Source organism: Variovorax sp. dw_954, from assembly GCF_018449755.1.
Taxonomy (GTDB): Bacteria; Pseudomonadota; Gammaproteobacteria; order Burkholderiales; family Burkholderiaceae_C; genus Variovorax.
In genome coordinates, this window is sequence record NZ_JAAVVD010000002.1 from 169,729 (window position 1) to 183,507 (window position 13,779).

General features: G+C 66.4%; 17 protein-coding genes. 7 read left to right on the forward strand and 10 right to left on the reverse strand.

The annotated features are described in order from the left end of the window. Nucleotides 1–22: 22 nt before the first annotated feature. From HB681_RS03935 to HB681_RS03945, 3 genes are all read right to left on the reverse strand, one after another. Nucleotides 23–313 carry a DUF1330 domain-containing protein gene (locus HB681_RS03935; protein ID WP_213953463.1) on the reverse strand — a complete coding sequence of 97 codons (291 nt, stop codon included), beginning with the start codon at nucleotides 311–313 and terminating at the stop codon, nucleotides 23–25. A gap of 79 nt (nucleotides 314–392) precedes the next feature. Further along, a complete protein-coding gene (kdsA, locus tag HB681_RS03940; protein ID WP_213953464.1) occupies nucleotides 393–1,250 on the reverse strand; it encodes a 3-deoxy-8-phosphooctulonate synthase in 858 nt (285 codons plus the stop codon). 34 nt (nucleotides 1,251–1,284) lie between these two features. Then, nucleotides 1,285–2,964, reverse strand: coding sequence for a CTP synthase (locus HB681_RS03945; RefSeq protein WP_213953465.1), 1,680 nt, complete (start codon nucleotides 2,962–2,964; stop codon nucleotides 1,285–1,287). Nucleotides 2,965–3,068: 104 nt separating this feature from the next. On the opposite strand from HB681_RS03945, the gene coaBC reads away from it, so the two are divergent. The 4 genes from coaBC (at nucleotide 3,069) to HB681_RS03965 (ending at nucleotide 5,904) form a co-directional block, all read left to right on the forward strand. Continuing rightward, on the forward strand, nucleotides 3,069–4,295 hold the full coding sequence (gene coaBC / locus HB681_RS03950) for a bifunctional phosphopantothenoylcysteine decarboxylase/phosphopantothenate--cysteine ligase CoaBC (RefSeq protein WP_213953466.1): 1,227 nt from the start codon (nucleotides 3,069–3,071) through the stop codon (nucleotides 4,293–4,295). Next, nucleotides 4,292–4,732 (forward strand): hypothetical protein, encoded by a 441-nt coding sequence (locus HB681_RS03955; RefSeq protein ID WP_213953467.1) that lies wholly within the window; start codon nucleotides 4,292–4,294, stop codon nucleotides 4,730–4,732. The genes coaBC and HB681_RS03955 overlap by 4 nt, the downstream gene beginning before the upstream one ends. Beyond that, nucleotides 4,729–5,175 (forward strand): dUTP diphosphatase, encoded by a 447-nt coding sequence (gene dut / locus HB681_RS03960; protein WP_213953468.1) that lies wholly within the window; start codon nucleotides 4,729–4,731, stop codon nucleotides 5,173–5,175. The genes HB681_RS03955 and dut overlap by 4 nt, the downstream gene beginning before the upstream one ends. A 234-nt stretch (nucleotides 5,176–5,409) precedes the next feature. Then, nucleotides 5,410–5,904, forward strand: a complete 495-nt coding sequence (locus HB681_RS03965; protein WP_213953469.1) for a glycine zipper 2TM domain-containing protein — start codon at nucleotides 5,410–5,412, stop codon at nucleotides 5,902–5,904. 79 nt (nucleotides 5,905–5,983) lie between these two features. Here the strand turns inward: HB681_RS03965 and HB681_RS03970 are convergent, their stop codons facing one another. Next, on the reverse strand, nucleotides 5,984–6,508 hold the full coding sequence (locus tag HB681_RS03970; protein ID WP_213953470.1) for an FKBP-type peptidyl-prolyl cis-trans isomerase: 525 nt from the start codon (nucleotides 6,506–6,508) through the stop codon (nucleotides 5,984–5,986). A gap of 15 nt (nucleotides 6,509–6,523) precedes the next feature. On the opposite strand from HB681_RS03970, the gene HB681_RS03975 reads away from it, so the two are divergent. The 3 genes from HB681_RS03975 to HB681_RS03985 all read left to right on the forward strand — a co-directional run bounded on the left by HB681_RS03975 (nucleotide 6,524) and on the right by HB681_RS03985 (nucleotide 8,576). Continuing rightward, the gene (locus HB681_RS03975; protein ID WP_213953471.1) at nucleotides 6,524–7,669 is read left to right on the forward strand and encodes a cupin domain-containing protein; all 1,146 of its coding nucleotides are present in this window, start codon (nucleotides 6,524–6,526) and stop codon (nucleotides 7,667–7,669) included. Continuing rightward, nucleotides 7,656–8,165 (forward strand): hypothetical protein, encoded by a 510-nt coding sequence (locus tag HB681_RS03980; RefSeq protein ID WP_213953472.1) that lies wholly within the window; start codon nucleotides 7,656–7,658, stop codon nucleotides 8,163–8,165. The genes HB681_RS03975 and HB681_RS03980 overlap by 14 nt, the downstream gene beginning before the upstream one ends. 132 nt (nucleotides 8,166–8,297) lie before the next feature. Further along, a complete protein-coding gene (locus HB681_RS03985) occupies nucleotides 8,298–8,576 on the forward strand; it encodes a hypothetical protein (RefSeq protein ID WP_213953473.1) in 279 nt (92 codons plus the stop codon). 73 nt (nucleotides 8,577–8,649) lie between these two features. Here the strand turns inward: HB681_RS03985 and HB681_RS03990 are convergent, their stop codons facing one another. From HB681_RS03990 to HB681_RS04015, 6 genes are all read right to left on the reverse strand, one after another. After that, nucleotides 8,650–9,426: an MBL fold metallo-hydrolase gene (locus tag HB681_RS03990; RefSeq protein WP_213953474.1), complete on the reverse strand. Its 777-nt coding sequence runs from the start codon at nucleotides 9,424–9,426 to the stop codon at nucleotides 8,650–8,652. A gap of 26 nt (nucleotides 9,427–9,452) precedes the next feature. Further along, nucleotides 9,453–10,535, reverse strand: a complete 1,083-nt coding sequence (gene bamC, locus HB681_RS03995; protein WP_213953475.1) for an outer membrane protein assembly factor BamC — start codon at nucleotides 10,533–10,535, stop codon at nucleotides 9,453–9,455. 112 nt (nucleotides 10,536–10,647) lie between these two features. Continuing rightward, nucleotides 10,648–11,535: a 4-hydroxy-tetrahydrodipicolinate synthase gene (gene dapA, locus HB681_RS04000; protein WP_256354113.1), complete on the reverse strand. Its 888-nt coding sequence runs from the start codon at nucleotides 11,533–11,535 to the stop codon at nucleotides 10,648–10,650. Between the two features lie 127 nt (nucleotides 11,536–11,662). After that, nucleotides 11,663–12,199, reverse strand: coding sequence for a class I SAM-dependent methyltransferase (locus HB681_RS04005; protein ID WP_213953875.1), 537 nt, complete (start codon nucleotides 12,197–12,199; stop codon nucleotides 11,663–11,665). Nucleotides 12,200–12,237: 38 nt separating this feature from the next. Then, a complete protein-coding gene (locus tag HB681_RS04010; RefSeq protein ID WP_213953477.1) occupies nucleotides 12,238–12,378 on the reverse strand; it encodes a hypothetical protein in 141 nt (46 codons plus the stop codon). A gap of 5 nt (nucleotides 12,379–12,383) precedes the next feature. Continuing rightward, on the reverse strand, nucleotides 12,384–13,601 hold the full coding sequence (locus HB681_RS04015) for an MFS transporter (protein WP_213953478.1): 1,218 nt from the start codon (nucleotides 13,599–13,601) through the stop codon (nucleotides 12,384–12,386). Nucleotides 13,602–13,779 lie beyond the last annotated feature (178 nt).

A 13,779-nucleotide genomic window follows, 5' to 3' on the forward strand; every position in this document is an offset into this window, starting at 1 on the left:
CCTTTGTTTGAGAACTTGATTCTTACAGACCTTCGACGGCAATCATGTTCATGATCGCCGCGCCGGCACGCGCCTCGCGCGCCTTGCGGTATTCAGGCGTGTCGTAGAAGGCCTTGGCCTTCTCGAGGCTCGGAAACTTCAGCACGATCACGCGCGTGGGCTTCCAGTCCCCTTCGAGCGGCTCAACCTGGCCGCCGCGCACGCAGACTTCTGCGCCATGGGCCTGCATGGCGACGGTCGACCACTTCTTGTATTCCTCGTACTGCGTCGGGTTGGTCACCTCGACGTATGCGATCACGTATCCGCAGCTCATGGCGCCCCCACGCTCGGCATGGTCGTGTCCTCGCTGCGCCCCGCGGGGGCATCCGCAACGTGGAGCGATCCTGCGTTGCTCATGCCTGGAACCTGTCTTCGAGATAGCCGTTTTTCTTGGTGACCGCGTCGAGCGCGACCAGCGTCTCGAGGAGCGCTTTCATGTGCTTGAGCGGCACTGCGTTCGGCCCGTCGCTCATCGCCTTGGCGGGGTCGGGATGCGTTTCCATGAAGACACCGGCCACGCCGACGGCGAGGGCTGCGCGCGCCAGCACCGGAACCATCTCGCGCTGGCCGCCGGAACTCGTGCCCTGGCCGCCCGGAAGCTGCACCGAATGCGTCGCATCGAACACCACCGGCGCGCCGGTCTCGCGCATGATCGACAGCGAGCGCATGTCCGACACGAGGTTGTTGTAGCCGAAGCTGGCGCCGCGTTCGCAGGCCAGGAAGTTGTCTTGCTCCAGCCCTTTTTCCCTGGCGGCCGCGCGCGCCTTGTCGATCACGTTCTTCATGTCGTGCGGCGCGAGGAACTGGCCCTTCTTGATGTTGACCGGCTTGCCCGACTGCGCCACGGCGCGGATGAAGTCGGTCTGGCGGCAGAGGAAGGCGGGCGTTTGAAGCACGTCCACCACCTTCGCGGCCTCGACGATGTCGTCCTCGGTGTGGACGTCCGTCAGTACCGGCACGCCGAGTTCGCGCTTGACCTTGGCCAGGATCTCCAATCCCTTCTCCCGGCCCGGGCCGCGGAAGGTGGTGCCCGACGAGCGGTTGGCCTTGTCGAAGCTGCTCTTGAAGATGAACGGGATGCCGAGGCTGGCGGTGATTTCCTTCAGCGTGCCGGCGGTGTCCATCTGCAACTGATCGGATTCGATGACGCAAGGTCCGGCGATGAGGAAAAAGGGCTTGTCGAGCCCGATGTCGAATCCGCAGAGCTTCATAGGACCCCCACGCCTGCCACTACGTGAGCGGCACTCATGCAACCACCTTCATGAGCGGCTTGCTGCCTTCACCCTGCGCCTGATGCGCGAGCGCGGCCTTGATGAACGCATTGAACAACGGATGCCCGCCCCACGGTGTCGACTTGAATTCCGGGTGGAACTGCACGCCCATGTACCAGGGATGGATCTCCTTCGGCAATTCGACGATTTCGGTCAGGTGCTCGCGCTGCGTCAGCGCCGAGATCACCAGGCCGGCGTCGCGCAGCTGGTCCAGATAGTGCACGTTGGCTTCGTAGCGATGGCGATGGCGCTCGGTGACCACGTCGCCATAGATGCTGTGGGCCAGCGTGCCCGGCGTCACGTCGGAGCTTTGCGCGCCGAGGCGCATGGTGCCGCCGAGGTCGGACTTTTCGCTGCGGGTCTTGACGGTGCCGTCGTTGTCCTTCCACTCGGTGATCAGCGCGATCACGGGGCAGGGCGTGTTGGGCTCGAACTCGGTGCTGTTGGCATTCTTGAGGCCGGCCACGTTGCGGGCGTACTCGATGGTTGCGACCTGCATGCCGAGGCAGATGCCAAGGTAGGGCACGCCGGATTCGCGTGCGAACTTCGCAGCCGAGATCTTGCCCTCGACACCGCGCTGGCCGAAGCCGCCCGGCACCAGCACCGCGTCGTACTTGCCCAGGCGCGAGACGTCCTGCGGCGTGATGGTCTCGGAGTCGATGTACTCGATCTTCACCTTTGCATGGTTCTTCATGCCGGCATGGCGCAGCGCTTCGTTGAGCGACTTGTAGCTGTCCGACAGTTCGACGTACTTGCCGACCATCGCGATGGTGACTTCGTTCTGCGGATGCTCGACCTCGTAGACCAGGTCGTCCCAGCGATTGAGCTTGGCGGGCGGTGTATTGATGCGCAGCTTGTCGCAGATCAGGCCGTCCAGGCCTTGCTCGTGCAGCATGCGCGGCACCTTGTAGATGGTGTCCACGTCCCACATCGAGATCACGCCCCATTCGGGCACGTTCGAGAACAGCGAGATCTTGCTGCGCTCGTCGTCGGGGATCGGGCGGTCGGCGCGGCAGAGGAGGGCGTCGGCCTGGATGCCGATGGCGCGCAGTTCCTTGGCGGTGTGCTGCGTCGGCTTGGTCTTGAGCTCGCCGGCGGCAGCGATCCACGGCACATACGACAGGTGCACGAAGGCCGAATTGTTCGGGCCCATGCGCAGGCTCATCTGGCGCACGGCCTCGAGGAAAGGCAGCGATTCGATGTCGCCCACAGTACCGCCGATTTCCACGATGGCCACGTCCACCTCGTGCGAGGTGCCGATGCCGGCGCCGCGCTTGACGTATTCCTGGATCTCGTTGGTGATGTGCGGAATCACCTGCACCGTCTTGCCGAGGTAATCGCCGCGGCGCTCTTTCTCGAGCACGGTCTTGTAGATCTGGCCAGTGGTGAAGTTGTTGGCGCGCCGCATGCGCGTGTTGATGAAGCGCTCGTAGTGGCCGAGGTCGAGGTCGGTCTCGGCGCCGTCATCGGTGACGAACACCTCGCCATGCTGGAAAGGCGACATCGTGCCGGGGTCGACATTGATGTACGGATCGAGCTTGATGAGGGTGACTTGGAGGCCGCGCGATTCGAGCAGCGCGGCGAGCGAGGCGGAGGCGATTCCCTTGCCGAGGGAAGACACCACACCGCCGGTGACGAAGACAAATTTGGTCATGCCATTACCGAACGCAAAGGTCCGGGCAGTGGGAAATTGAGATTATAGATGCCGGGAATTGGCGCGCCCCGGCCTGCGCTGCGGGTCATTACACTTCCGCGCATATGCAAGATCTCGCTGGCAAACACATCGTCCTGGGCCTCACTGGCGGCATCGCCTGCTACAAGTCGGCAGAGCTATGCCGATTGCTCATCAAGTCAGGCGCAACCGTGCAGGTGGTGATGTCCGAGGCGGCGGAGCAGTTCATCACGCCGGTGACGATGCAGGCGCTGTCCGGCCGTGCGGTCTACGGTTCGCAATGGGACACGCGCGAGCCCAACAACATGCCGCACATCAACCTGAGCCGCGAGGCCGATGCGATCGTGCTGGCACCCTGCAGTGCCGACTTCATTGCGCGCCTCGTGCAGGGGCGGGCGGACGAATTGCTGAGCCTGCTGTGCCTGGCGCGCCCGCGTGACAGAGTGCCGCTGCTGCTCGCGCCGGCGATGAACCGCGAGATGTGGTCGCACCCGGCCACGCAGCGCAACTTGGCGCAGGTGCAGGCCGATGGCGCGATCGCGCTTGGCGTCGGAACCGGCGACCAGGCCTGCGGCGAAACCGGCGACGGCCGCATGCTGGAGCCGGTGCAACTGCTCGAAGACATCGTGGCCTTCTTCCAGCCCAAGGTGCTGGCCGGCCAGCGCGTGCTGGTCACGGCCGGGCCGACCTTCGAGGCGCTCGACCCGATCCGGGGCATCACCAACCATTCGTCCGGCAAGATGGGTTTCGCCATCGCACGGGCGGCGCGCGAGGCAGGCGCCGAGGTCACGCTGATCGCCGGGCCGGTCAGCCAGCAGACACCGCGTGGCGTGCGTCGTGTCGACGTGCAGTCGGCGCAAGGCATGCTCGAAAGCACGATGGGCAATGCGCAGGACGCGACGGTCTTCGTCGCCACGGCGGCGGTGGCCGACTGGCGCCCCGCCTCGCACAGCGACCAGAAGATCAAGAAGGACGGCAGCGGCCAGCCGCCGATGCTGCACTTCGTCGAGAACCCGGACATCCTGGCCACCGTGGCCAGGAGCGCGCGTGCCCAGAGCGGCGCGTTGTTCTGCGTCGGCTTCGCGGCCGAAAGCGAGAACCTCGTCGCCCATGCCAGCGCCAAGCGCGAGCGCAAGGGCATTCCGCTGCTGGTGGGCAACATCGGCCCGCTGACTTTCGGGCAGGACCACAACAGCCTGCTGCTGGTCGACGCGAACGGCGTGCGCGAGCTGCCGCGAGCCACCAAGCTGGCGCTCGCGCGTCAGCTCGTGGCCGAAATTGCCGCGCGCCTGCCCGCACGGAAGCCGCCATGAACCCGCAATGGAACACGCCACCCAACGGTGATTTCGCGCGCCTGGTCGAGAGGCTGGCGGCGGAGGCAGCGATGCCGAAGCGGCCGCCAGGCGAGAACGAACATCTGCTCGATGAGGGCATGACGCCGTCGGGCGCACCGCACGCGGGCGTCTCGCATCGGCTGCCGGCCACCCTCCCGTCGCCGGGCGCGGTGCCGCCGGCCACAGCCGCCGAGATCAGGCTGAAGGTGGCCAAGGGCCTGGCCGTCGCCTGGCTGGTGCTGTTACTCGCATTGATGGCGATGGGCGCGCCGCTGGCCGCGTTGACGCTGGTCTTCATCGGCGGGCTCTGGGCGGCCCACAGCCTGCGCCACCGCTTCCTGCCGCCCGGTTTCGGCAGCTGGCGCCAATGGCTCGAACACATCGCAAGACAACAACAGGAAAGACGCAGCAAGTGAAAGTGGACCTACGAATTCTCGATGCGCGCATGGCGGATCAACTTCCCGCCTACGCAACCCCTGGCAGCGCCGGGCTGGACCTGCGCGCATGCCTCGATGCACCGGTCACGCTGGAGCCCAACGGCTGGCAGCTGATCGGCACCGGCATCTCGATCCACCTGGCCGATCCTGGCTATGCGGCGCTGATCCTGCCGCGCTCCGGCCTGGGCCACAAGCACGGCATCGTGCTGGGAAACCTGGTCGGCCTGATCGACAGTGACTACCAGGGCGAACTCAAGGTGAGCGCCTGGAACCGCAGCAACACGTCCTTTGTGCTGCAACCGATGGAGCGGCTGGCGCAGCTGGTGATCGTGCCGGTGGTGCAGGCGCAATTCAACGTGGTAGACGAGTTCCAGCGCTCCGAGCGCGGGGAGGGCGGCTACGGCTCGACCGGCAAGCACTGAGCGCTTGAAGAGCAGTTGGCCGCGCTGGGCCTTCGGGCAAGCAGCATGATCATTCGGCCGTGGCTTGTTCCAGTTTTGAGATTTGCATCTGGCGCGTAAAGCGCGGAACCGTTGAGGAACCGTTGAATAAGCGACGTGCTCCTACACAGGCCGGTCATCTGGACGCGCAGCCGCGCGTTGGATGCATGTGTATTTCAGTGACAGTCGAGATTCAGCCCCATGGAACAGTCCATCATGAAAAAGCTTCCACGTATCGTTTCCGTCGCCGCATTGGTCCTGGCAGTCGCCACGCTGACGGCCTGCGTTGCGCCCGCGCCTTACACCACCAGCCGCTATCCGTACCAGCCGCAGGCGGCCTATCCGGCGCAGCCCGCGCCCTATACCGAGTACGGCCGCATCGCCAACATCGAAGTCTTGCGCACCGAGCGCCCGGGCACCGGCACCGGTGGCGCCGGCGCCGTGGCGGGCGGTGTGATCGGTGGCGTGGTGGGCAACCAGTTCGGCAGCGGCAACGGCCGCGCCGCGGCAACGGCCCTGGGTGTCATCGGTGGGGCGCTGCTCGGCAACAGTGTCGAGGCGCAGAACAACGGTCCGCGTGTGTATGAAAGTTATCGCGTGTCGATCCAGACCGAGAACGGCGCCTATCGCGCCTTCGATGTGCCGAACCCCGGCGACCTTCGCATCGGCGACCGCGTCCGCATCGACAACGGGCAGATCTCGCGGTTTTGAGCCCCCAGGGCCGGGCCCGGCCCGGCCCGTCCCCTGCGGGGGATCAAGTCGAGATGGCAAAGCCACATCGACTTGAGAGTCAGTGCAGCAGGTCGTTCCCCGGCGCCATCGATGGCACCTTGAAGAAACCTGTGCCAGCGGTGCCGCGGCCGATCTCTTCTTCCGTGGCTTCGCGCACGGAGCGAACCGTGATGTCGAGGCGGATCGCGATGCCCGCGAGCGGGTGGTTGCCGTCCAGCACCAGATGCTCGGGATAGACCTCGCTCACCGTGTAGAGCACGTCGCGCGGCATGTCGGGGTTCACGCCGGAGGGTAGCGCGGCGCCGTCGAAGGTCATGCCTTCCTCGGTGCCTTCGGGGAACAGCGCGCGCGGTTCCAGGAACAGAAGCTGGTCGTTGAAGTCGCCGAAGCCCTGTTCGGGTTCGAGTTGCAGTTGCACTTTCGCGCCGGGTTCATGCCCCTGCAGCGCGGCCTCGATCGCGGCGAAAAGGTCGTCGCCGCCCACCAGGAATTCCACCGGTTCGTCGAGTACGTCCAGCACTTCGCCGAGCGTGTCTTTCAGCGTCCAGGTCAGGCCGACCACGCATTGTTCAGAGATTTCCATCGCGATAATTCTCCCATGGAGATCAACAAACCCCTCGCCCTGCTGGGCGGACTGAGCGCCGCGCAGTTCATGCGACGGCATTGGCAGAAGAAGCCGCTGCTGGTGCGGCAAGCCGTGCCGGGCATGACCCCCCCGATCTCCCGTGCCGGCCTGTTCGAACTGGCCGCGCGGGACGATGTCGAATCGCGCCTGATCCGCCATGCGGAAAAGGGCTGGACCTTGCGCCACGGACCGTTCCCGCGCCGAGCCCTTCCGGCGGCGAAGCAGGCTGCCTGGACGCTGCTGGTGCAGGGCGTCGACACGCACGACGACGGCGTTCACGCGCTGCTGCGGCAGTTCAGCTTCCTCCCCGATGCGCGGGTAGATGACCTGATGATCAGCTACGCCAGCGACCAGGGCGGCGTGGGCCCGCATTTTGACAGCTACGACGTGTTCCTGCTGCAGGCCACGGGCCAGCGCCGATGGTCGATCGGCCGCCAGCGCGACCTGAGCTTGCAGAAGAACGTGCCGCTCAAGATCCTCGAGCGCTTCGAGCCGGAGCAGACCTTCGTGCTCGAGCCCGGCGACATGCTGTACCTGCCCCCGCGCTATGCGCACGATGGCGTGGCGGTGGGCGGCGACTGCATGACCTGTTCGATCGGCCTGCGCACGCCGGCCGCCGACGAACTGGCCGCGGACCTGCTGGTGCGCATTGCCGAGGCACAGGCGGACGCGCTCGAAGACCCGGATCGCAGGGCGCCGCCGCGCTACCGCGACCCGCAGCAACCCGCGGTCGAGCAGCCCGCCCAGATGCCGTGCGCGTTGCAGGCCTTCGCACGCGACGCGGTGCTGGCTGGCCTGCAGCGCGATCCGCATGCGATCGAGCGCGCGTTGGGCGAGTCGATGACCGAACCAAAGGCCAAGGTCTGGTTCGAGGCCCGCGATGCGGATGACGTGACACGCGGCGTCGCGCTCGACCGCCGCAGCAGGATGCTCTACGACGCACGCCATCTCTACATCAACGGCGAGAGCTTTCGGGCCGCGGGCCGCGATGCGACCTTGATGCGTCGCCTGGCCGATCGGCGTGCGCTCGAACCTGCCGACCTGGCGCGGGCGAGCGAGGATGCCCTGGCCTTGCTGGACGACTGGCGCGAAGCCGGATGGCTGCATGCCGCCACCTGAACACCACGCGGGCGCCATGTTGCCCGACGGTCCATTCGAGGGCCGGGAGGCCTTCCGCTCGCACCTCAGGATGGCAATGTCGGAGGCTGCGCGGCAGAACTGGCGCGAGATCGTCTTCAGCGACATCGATTTCGAGGACTGGCCGCTGGGCGAGCGCGCCAGTATCGAGTCGCTGCAGGCCTGGGCCGCCGCGGGCCGCAGCCTGGTCTTGCTGGCCGAGCACTTCAAGGTCTTCGAACGCGAGCATGCGCGCTTCGTTCGCTGGCGCCAGACCTGGAGCCACATCATCGATTGCCGGGCCTGCAGGGGCCCGGGGCTGCCGACGGTGCCCAGCGCGATCTGGACGCCGTCCTGGTGTCTGCAGCGCATCGACATCGACCATGCGCGGGGGATGTGTTCGGTGCAGCCGGAGCGGCGGCGCGCATTGCGCGAATCCATCGATGAATGCCTGCGCCAAGGGCGCCCGGCCTTCCCGGCCTTCACGCTGGGCCTTTGACCGAAAGGAGTGCTTTGGTTTTCAAAAGACCAGGAGCCTTGTCAGCCAACGCCGCGAATTGCCGGATGTCGCAGCATCCGGTCAGGATGGAGGACTAGAATTTTTTGTTCCATCCCATCCAAAGGAGACTTCATGAAAAAGACCGTCTTGCTCGCCTCGTTGGCCGCCGTGACAGCACTGAGTGCGTGCAGCAAGAAGGAGGAAGCACCGGCCGTCGTGACGCCGCCACCTGTGGTCGTGACGCCTCCCGCGCCCCCGCCTGCGCCTGCCGCGGAAGCGCCGGCTCCAGCGCCCGCCGCGCCTGCTGCCGATGCACCGGCCGCCGCCCCTCCTGCCCCGGCCGCGGACGCGCCCGCTGCGGCACCTGCAGCCGCCGATGATCCGAACAAGCCCAAGGACGCGCCGAAGTAAGCGCGACTGCCTTCATGGAAAAGCCACCCGCGAGGGTGGCTTTTTTTGTGTGCACGGTGCGAGAGCCGGCGACCTACACGTCGAGCCAGGGCGAGCCTGAAGCCGCATCGGCGGTGAGCATGTCTTGCTCCGACGTGCCTAGGGCCTGGGCGAGCACCTGCCGCACGATGGCGGGCCGGTTGTTCTGCTCGCTCAGATGCGCCGCCACCACATGTCGCAAGCCGCCATGCAGGACGGCTCGCGCAATGTCCGCGGCCGCGGTGTTCGACAAGTGACCATAGTTGCCGCCCACCCGATGCTTCAGGAAGGCGGGGTAGCTCGACTGGGCGAGCAAGTCGCTGTCATGGTTGCATTCGAGCAGCAGTGCGTCGAGGCCGGCCAGTTGCGCCAGCACGTAGGGCGTGGCGTGGCCGAGGTCGGTCAGCACGCCGAGGCGGCGGGCGCCGTCGGTGCAGACCAGTTGCAGCGGCTCCCGCGCATCGTGCGGCACGGTGAAGGGATGCAGCGAGAGCTCGCCGATCGCGATGTCGGCGCCGTCGCGGGCCAGGTGCAACATGCCTTCGAAGTCGCGGCCGCCGGTGGCGAGCCAGGTGCCCTCGCTCATCCACACCGGGATTCGATGGCGGCGCGCCAGCATGTGCGCGCAGCCGATGTGGTCGCCGTGCTCGTGCGTGACGAAGACGGCATCCAGCTGGGCAATGGCCAGTCCGGCCGTGGCCAGGCGCTTCTCCAGTTGCTTGAGCCCGAAGCCGCAGTCCACCAGCAGCCGGGTCGTGCGGCCCGCGCTGGCCGCTTCCACCAAGGTGGCGTTGCCGGTGCTGCCGCTACCGAGGCTTCTGAAACGGAGCATCGGTAGCGCTCGCCGTCGGCTTCACTTCACTTCAGGTCGTCGGCGATGACCTTCACGATGCGCTCTGCATTCGCCGAGGTCTCGGGCGCGCCCTTGTCGTTGAGCACGGCCACGGTGGTGGCTTCGCCCTGGCTCTTGACCTGGATGCGGTACTTGATCGGCGGGTCGGACTTGCCGGCCTGGCCCAGCGTGAGCATCCGGGCGATGAAGCCCGGGTCCTTGTTGGCATTGGGCGGAACGTAGCGCACGAAGTACGTGCCGGCGGCGCGGTCACGGTCTTCCACGGTGAAGCCGGTGCGGTCGAGCGCCAGGCCGACACGGCGCCATGCGCGTTCGAAGCCTTCGTTGATCTGCACCACGGGCTGGCCGTCGATGGTGCTGACCTTGGAGGTCTGCGCCACCGGGCCTGCCGCCACCAGGGCCTTCGATTGTTCCTGCGACACGCCGAGCTTGACCATCAGGCGGCGCAGGAATTCAGCTTCGAGGTCCGGGTCGGGCTTGCGCGGCTGCCAGATCGTCTGGTCCTTGCGGGCGGTGCTGTAGACCTCTTCCATGCCCCGATGGGTGATGTAGATCTCGGTGCCGTTGGGCGTGCGCTCCATGCGCGTGCGGAAGCGGTCGAGCTCGCCGGTGGAGTACACCGAGTCCATCAGCTTGCCGACGGTGCCGCGGATGATGTCCTGCGGCAGCTTGCCCCGGTTCTCGGCCCAGTCTGTTTCCATGATGCCGAGGTTGCGCTGGTCGGTGGTCAGCAGGAAGCCGCTTTCCTGCCAGAAGTCGCGAACCGGTTCCCACAACTGGTCGGCTGGCCGATTCACCACGATCCAGCGTTCGTTGCCTGCGCGCTCCATCCGCACGTCGCCGATGCTCGACACGGCGGTCGGCAGGGTCGGTGCGTTGGCGATGCCGGCTTGGTACGAATTCGCCGAGACCGGCGCGCCGGGAAGGGCGTAGCGGTTGTCGCGCGAGAGCTGGGTCAGGTCGGGCGGGACTTCGAGGGTCGGGGCCTTGCCGGCGCTCTTGTAGTCGATCTTGTCGGAGTCTAGAGCCGAGCAGGCCGCAAGGCTCGTGACGAGTCCGAGCAATGCAAGTCGCGAAATGTGGTTCAACGTCGTCTTCCTTCTGGAATATCGCAATTCAATGGACGCATGCGGCGCCGCAGGTTGTGAGTGGCTAGTCGGCAAAAAGGTTGCATGCGCGATTGCGCAATCGAGGCAGGCGTCAGTGAAGCAGGCCCGTGGCTTTCAGGGCGTCCAGCACGGCGGGCTGGGATGCCTTGCTGAGTTCGGTCAATGGCAGGCGCAACGCGTCTGTGCAAAGGCCCATGCGCGCCATGGCCCACTTGACGGGAATCGGGTTGGGCTCGATGAAGAGGTTGCGGTGCAGCGGCATCAGTTCGAACTGGATGCGCATTGCGGTGGCGACGTCGCCGGCCAGCGCGGCCACGCACAACTCGTGCATCTTGCGGGGCGCCACGTTGGCGGTGACGCTGATATTGCCCTGGCCGCCGCACAGCATGAGGGCGACGGCGGTCGGGTCGTCGCCCGAGTAGACGGCGAAGTTCTTCGGCACCTCGCGGATGAGCCATTGGGCCCGCTCGATGTTGCCGGTGGCTTCCTTGATGCCGATGATGCCGGGCACCTGCGCCAGGCGAAGCACCGTGTCGTGCGCCATATCGGCGACGCTGCGGCCGGGCACGTTGTAGAGCACGGTGGGCAGGTCGCCGACGGCTTCGGCGATGGCCTTGAAGTGCTGGTACTGGCCTTCCTGCGTCGGCTTGTTGTAGTAGGGAACGACCTGGAGTTGCGAATCCGCGCCCACACCCTTCGCGAACCTGGCAAGCTCGATCGCTTCCTTCGTGGAATTGGCGCCACAACCGGCCATCACGGGCACTCGGCCCTTGGCTTGCTCGACGGAAACGCGGATGATTTCGCAGTGCTCTTCGACGTCGACCGTCGGCGATTCGCCGGTGGTGCCAACGACGCCGAGGCAGTCCGTGCCTTCGGCAATGTGCCAGTCGATCAAGCGGCGCAATGCGGGATAGTCGACGCTGCCGTCGTCGTGCATCGGCGTGACGAGCGCGACGATGCTGCCAGTCAGTGGATCCAAGGGGGGTTCTCTTTGTTCGGGCCGAAAACCTGCCATTCTACTGATGTGATGCCGCAGCCCCGAAGCTCACGCCGGTTCCGCGGGTGCCCATGACGGCGCTTCCTGTTGCTTGCCGCCGTTTCGTGCCCTAGAGGCGCGGCGTGATGGTCAATTGCCGGGGCGGCGCTTCGAGCGGGTAGCGCGCCGACGCGCCCGCCGGGCGCACGGCCGCGATGCGCTGGACGAATCGGGCGGGATCGTCGAGAAAGCCGTCTTCGTAGGCGACCACGCGCAGTCCGGCGCTGGCGGCCAGCAATTCGCCGGGTCGCAGCAGGAAATCCGGACGCGAGGGCTTGCCGACGCTTTCGTTACCGGCTGCAAAAGTTTCGTAAAGGAGTACGCCTGAGGGTGCCACCGCCGCCACGATGCGGGGCAGGAGGGGGCGCCAGAGGTAATGGGTGACGACGACGGCATCGAACTGCTCGCCAGCGAACGGCCAGGGCCCCGATTCGATGTCGGCCTGCAGCACGCGGCCGAAGTGCGATGCGGCGGCGACTGCCTCGGGCGCGCGGTCCACGCCGGTGACGACATGGTCACGCCCGGCAAACCATCGCATGTGCCGCCCGGCGCCGCAGGCGATGTCGAGCACGCTGCCGCCCTCGGGCAGCAGGTGCGACCAGCGCATCACCCACGGGGAGGGTGCGCCGAACCCGTGCAGCGCACTCAAAAGCAGGCCCAGAGTTGGTCGATGAGCGTCACCATGAAGCCGGGACGGGTGTAGAGCGCGAACACCAGCGCCAGCACCACGCAGATGCCCAGCCAGGCGGCGGCGCGACGGATTCGGTGGCGGTTCTGGCTGGCCATGGGCTTCAGGCCGGCTGCGGCGTGACGCGCACGACGGCGCTTTCCTTCACCGGCAGATTGATCAACGCGGCAAACACGCCGAGCGCGATGGAGATGTACCAGACGATGTCGTAGCTGCCGGTGCGGTCGTACAGGGCGCCGCCCAGCCACACGCCGAGGAAGGAGCCGACCTGATGGCCCAGGAAGATGAAGCCGCTCAACATCGACAGGTGCGCCACGCCGAAGATCTGCGCGACCAGCGCATTGGTCGCAGGCACGGTCGAGAGCCACAGGAAGCCGATGGCGCCCGAGAAGACATAGACCGACAGCGGCGAGATCGGCACGAGCAGAAACAAGGCGATGGCGATGGCGCGGCCGAAGTAGATGGCCGCGAGGATCTTGCGCTTGGCGTACTTCTGCCCGAGCGAACCGGCGGTGTAGGTGCCGAACACGTTGAACAGGCCGATCAGCGCCAGTGCATAGCTGGCTACTTCGGGCGAGAGCCCCTTGTCGCGCAGGTAGCTCGGCATGTGCACGCCGATGAACACCACCTGGAAGCCGCAGACGAAATAGCCCGCCATCAGCAAGCTGAAGCTGGGTGTGCGGAAGGCTTCGGCCAGGGCCTGCCCGATGGTCTGCTCACGCCTGGCGCCACTCGTGGTGGAAGCCGGCTCGCGCAGGCCGAAGGCGAGCGGCGCCACAAGCAGTACCACGGCCGCCAGCGCGAGCAGGGCGGTCTGCCAACCCATGGTTGCAATGAGTTGGCCTTCGATCGGCACCATGAGGAATTGCCCGAAGGAGCCGGCCGCGGCGGCCACGCCCATCGCCCAGGAGCGGCGCTCCGCCGGGATCTGGCGGCCGATCACGCCGTAGACCACCGCATAGGTGGTGCCGGCCTGCGCGGCGCCGATCAGCACGCCGGCGGTCAATGCGAACAAGGTGGGCGTCGGCGAGAGCGCCATGCCGACCAGGCCCAGCGCATAGCAGGCGGCGCCGATCAGCAGCACGCGGAACGCGCCCAGCTTGTCGGCCAGCATGCCCGCGAATACCCCCATCACGCCCCACGACAGGTTCTGGATGGCGATGGCGAAGGAGAATGTCTGGCGCGACCAGTCCTGTGCCTGCGTGATCGGTTGCAGCCACAGGCCGAAGCCATGGCGGATGCCCATCGAGAGCGTGACGATCATCGCGCCGCAAAGGAGCACCTGCTTCAGGCTGAGGGGCTGGGTGGAGGAGGGGCGCATCCCGGCCAATGTACCCAAAAGCCATGGGCCGTTCCGGCGCTGGTCCATGGGCGATTGTTGAAATATCTTCGAGCCATTGATGCGCCCGGCGCATCGCGTTGCGGCGCAACCGATACCGAGTGGCTCTCCGACATGAAAGTTGCCTGTATGGGCATCCAGTTTTTATCAGGCTGGCTCA

What these genes read in the sequence shown, in the direction of transcription:
- HB681_RS03935 (WP_213953463.1), bottom strand. Translation starts at nt 313, where the DNA reads ATGAGCTGCGGATACGTGATCGCATACGTCGAGGTGACCAACCCGACG.
- kdsA (WP_213953464.1), bottom strand. Translation starts at nt 1,250, where the DNA reads ATGAAGCTCTGCGGATTCGACATCGGGCTCGACAAGCCCTTTTTCCTC.
- HB681_RS03945 (WP_213953465.1), bottom strand. Translation starts at nt 2,964, where the DNA reads ATGACCAAATTTGTCTTCGTCACCGGCGGTGTGGTGTCTTCCCTCGGC.
- coaBC (WP_213953466.1), top strand. Translation starts at nt 3,069, where the DNA reads ATGCAAGATCTCGCTGGCAAACACATCGTCCTGGGCCTCACTGGCGGC.
- HB681_RS03955 (WP_213953467.1), top strand. Translation starts at nt 4,292, where the DNA reads ATGAACCCGCAATGGAACACGCCACCCAACGGTGATTTCGCGCGCCTG.
- HB681_RS03965 (WP_213953469.1), top strand. Translation starts at nt 5,410, where the DNA reads ATGAAAAAGCTTCCACGTATCGTTTCCGTCGCCGCATTGGTCCTGGCA.
- HB681_RS03970 (WP_213953470.1), bottom strand. Translation starts at nt 6,508, where the DNA reads ATGGAAATCTCTGAACAATGCGTGGTCGGCCTGACCTGGACGCTGAAA.
- HB681_RS03975 (WP_213953471.1), top strand. Translation starts at nt 6,524, where the DNA reads ATGGAGATCAACAAACCCCTCGCCCTGCTGGGCGGACTGAGCGCCGCG.
- HB681_RS03980 (WP_213953472.1), top strand. Translation starts at nt 7,656, where the DNA reads ATGCCGCCACCTGAACACCACGCGGGCGCCATGTTGCCCGACGGTCCA.
- HB681_RS03985 (WP_213953473.1), top strand. Translation starts at nt 8,298, where the DNA reads ATGAAAAAGACCGTCTTGCTCGCCTCGTTGGCCGCCGTGACAGCACTG.
- HB681_RS03990 (WP_213953474.1), bottom strand. Translation starts at nt 9,426, where the DNA reads ATGCTCCGTTTCAGAAGCCTCGGTAGCGGCAGCACCGGCAACGCCACC.
- HB681_RS04005 (WP_213953875.1), bottom strand. Translation starts at nt 12,199, where the DNA reads ATGCGCTGGTCGCACCTGCTGCCCGAGGGCGGCAGCGTGCTCGACATC.
- HB681_RS04010 (WP_213953477.1), bottom strand. Translation starts at nt 12,378, where the DNA reads ATGGCCAGCCAGAACCGCCACCGAATCCGTCGCGCCGCCGCCTGGCTG.
- HB681_RS04015 (WP_213953478.1), bottom strand. Translation starts at nt 13,601, where the DNA reads ATGCGCCCCTCCTCCACCCAGCCCCTCAGCCTGAAGCAGGTGCTCCTT.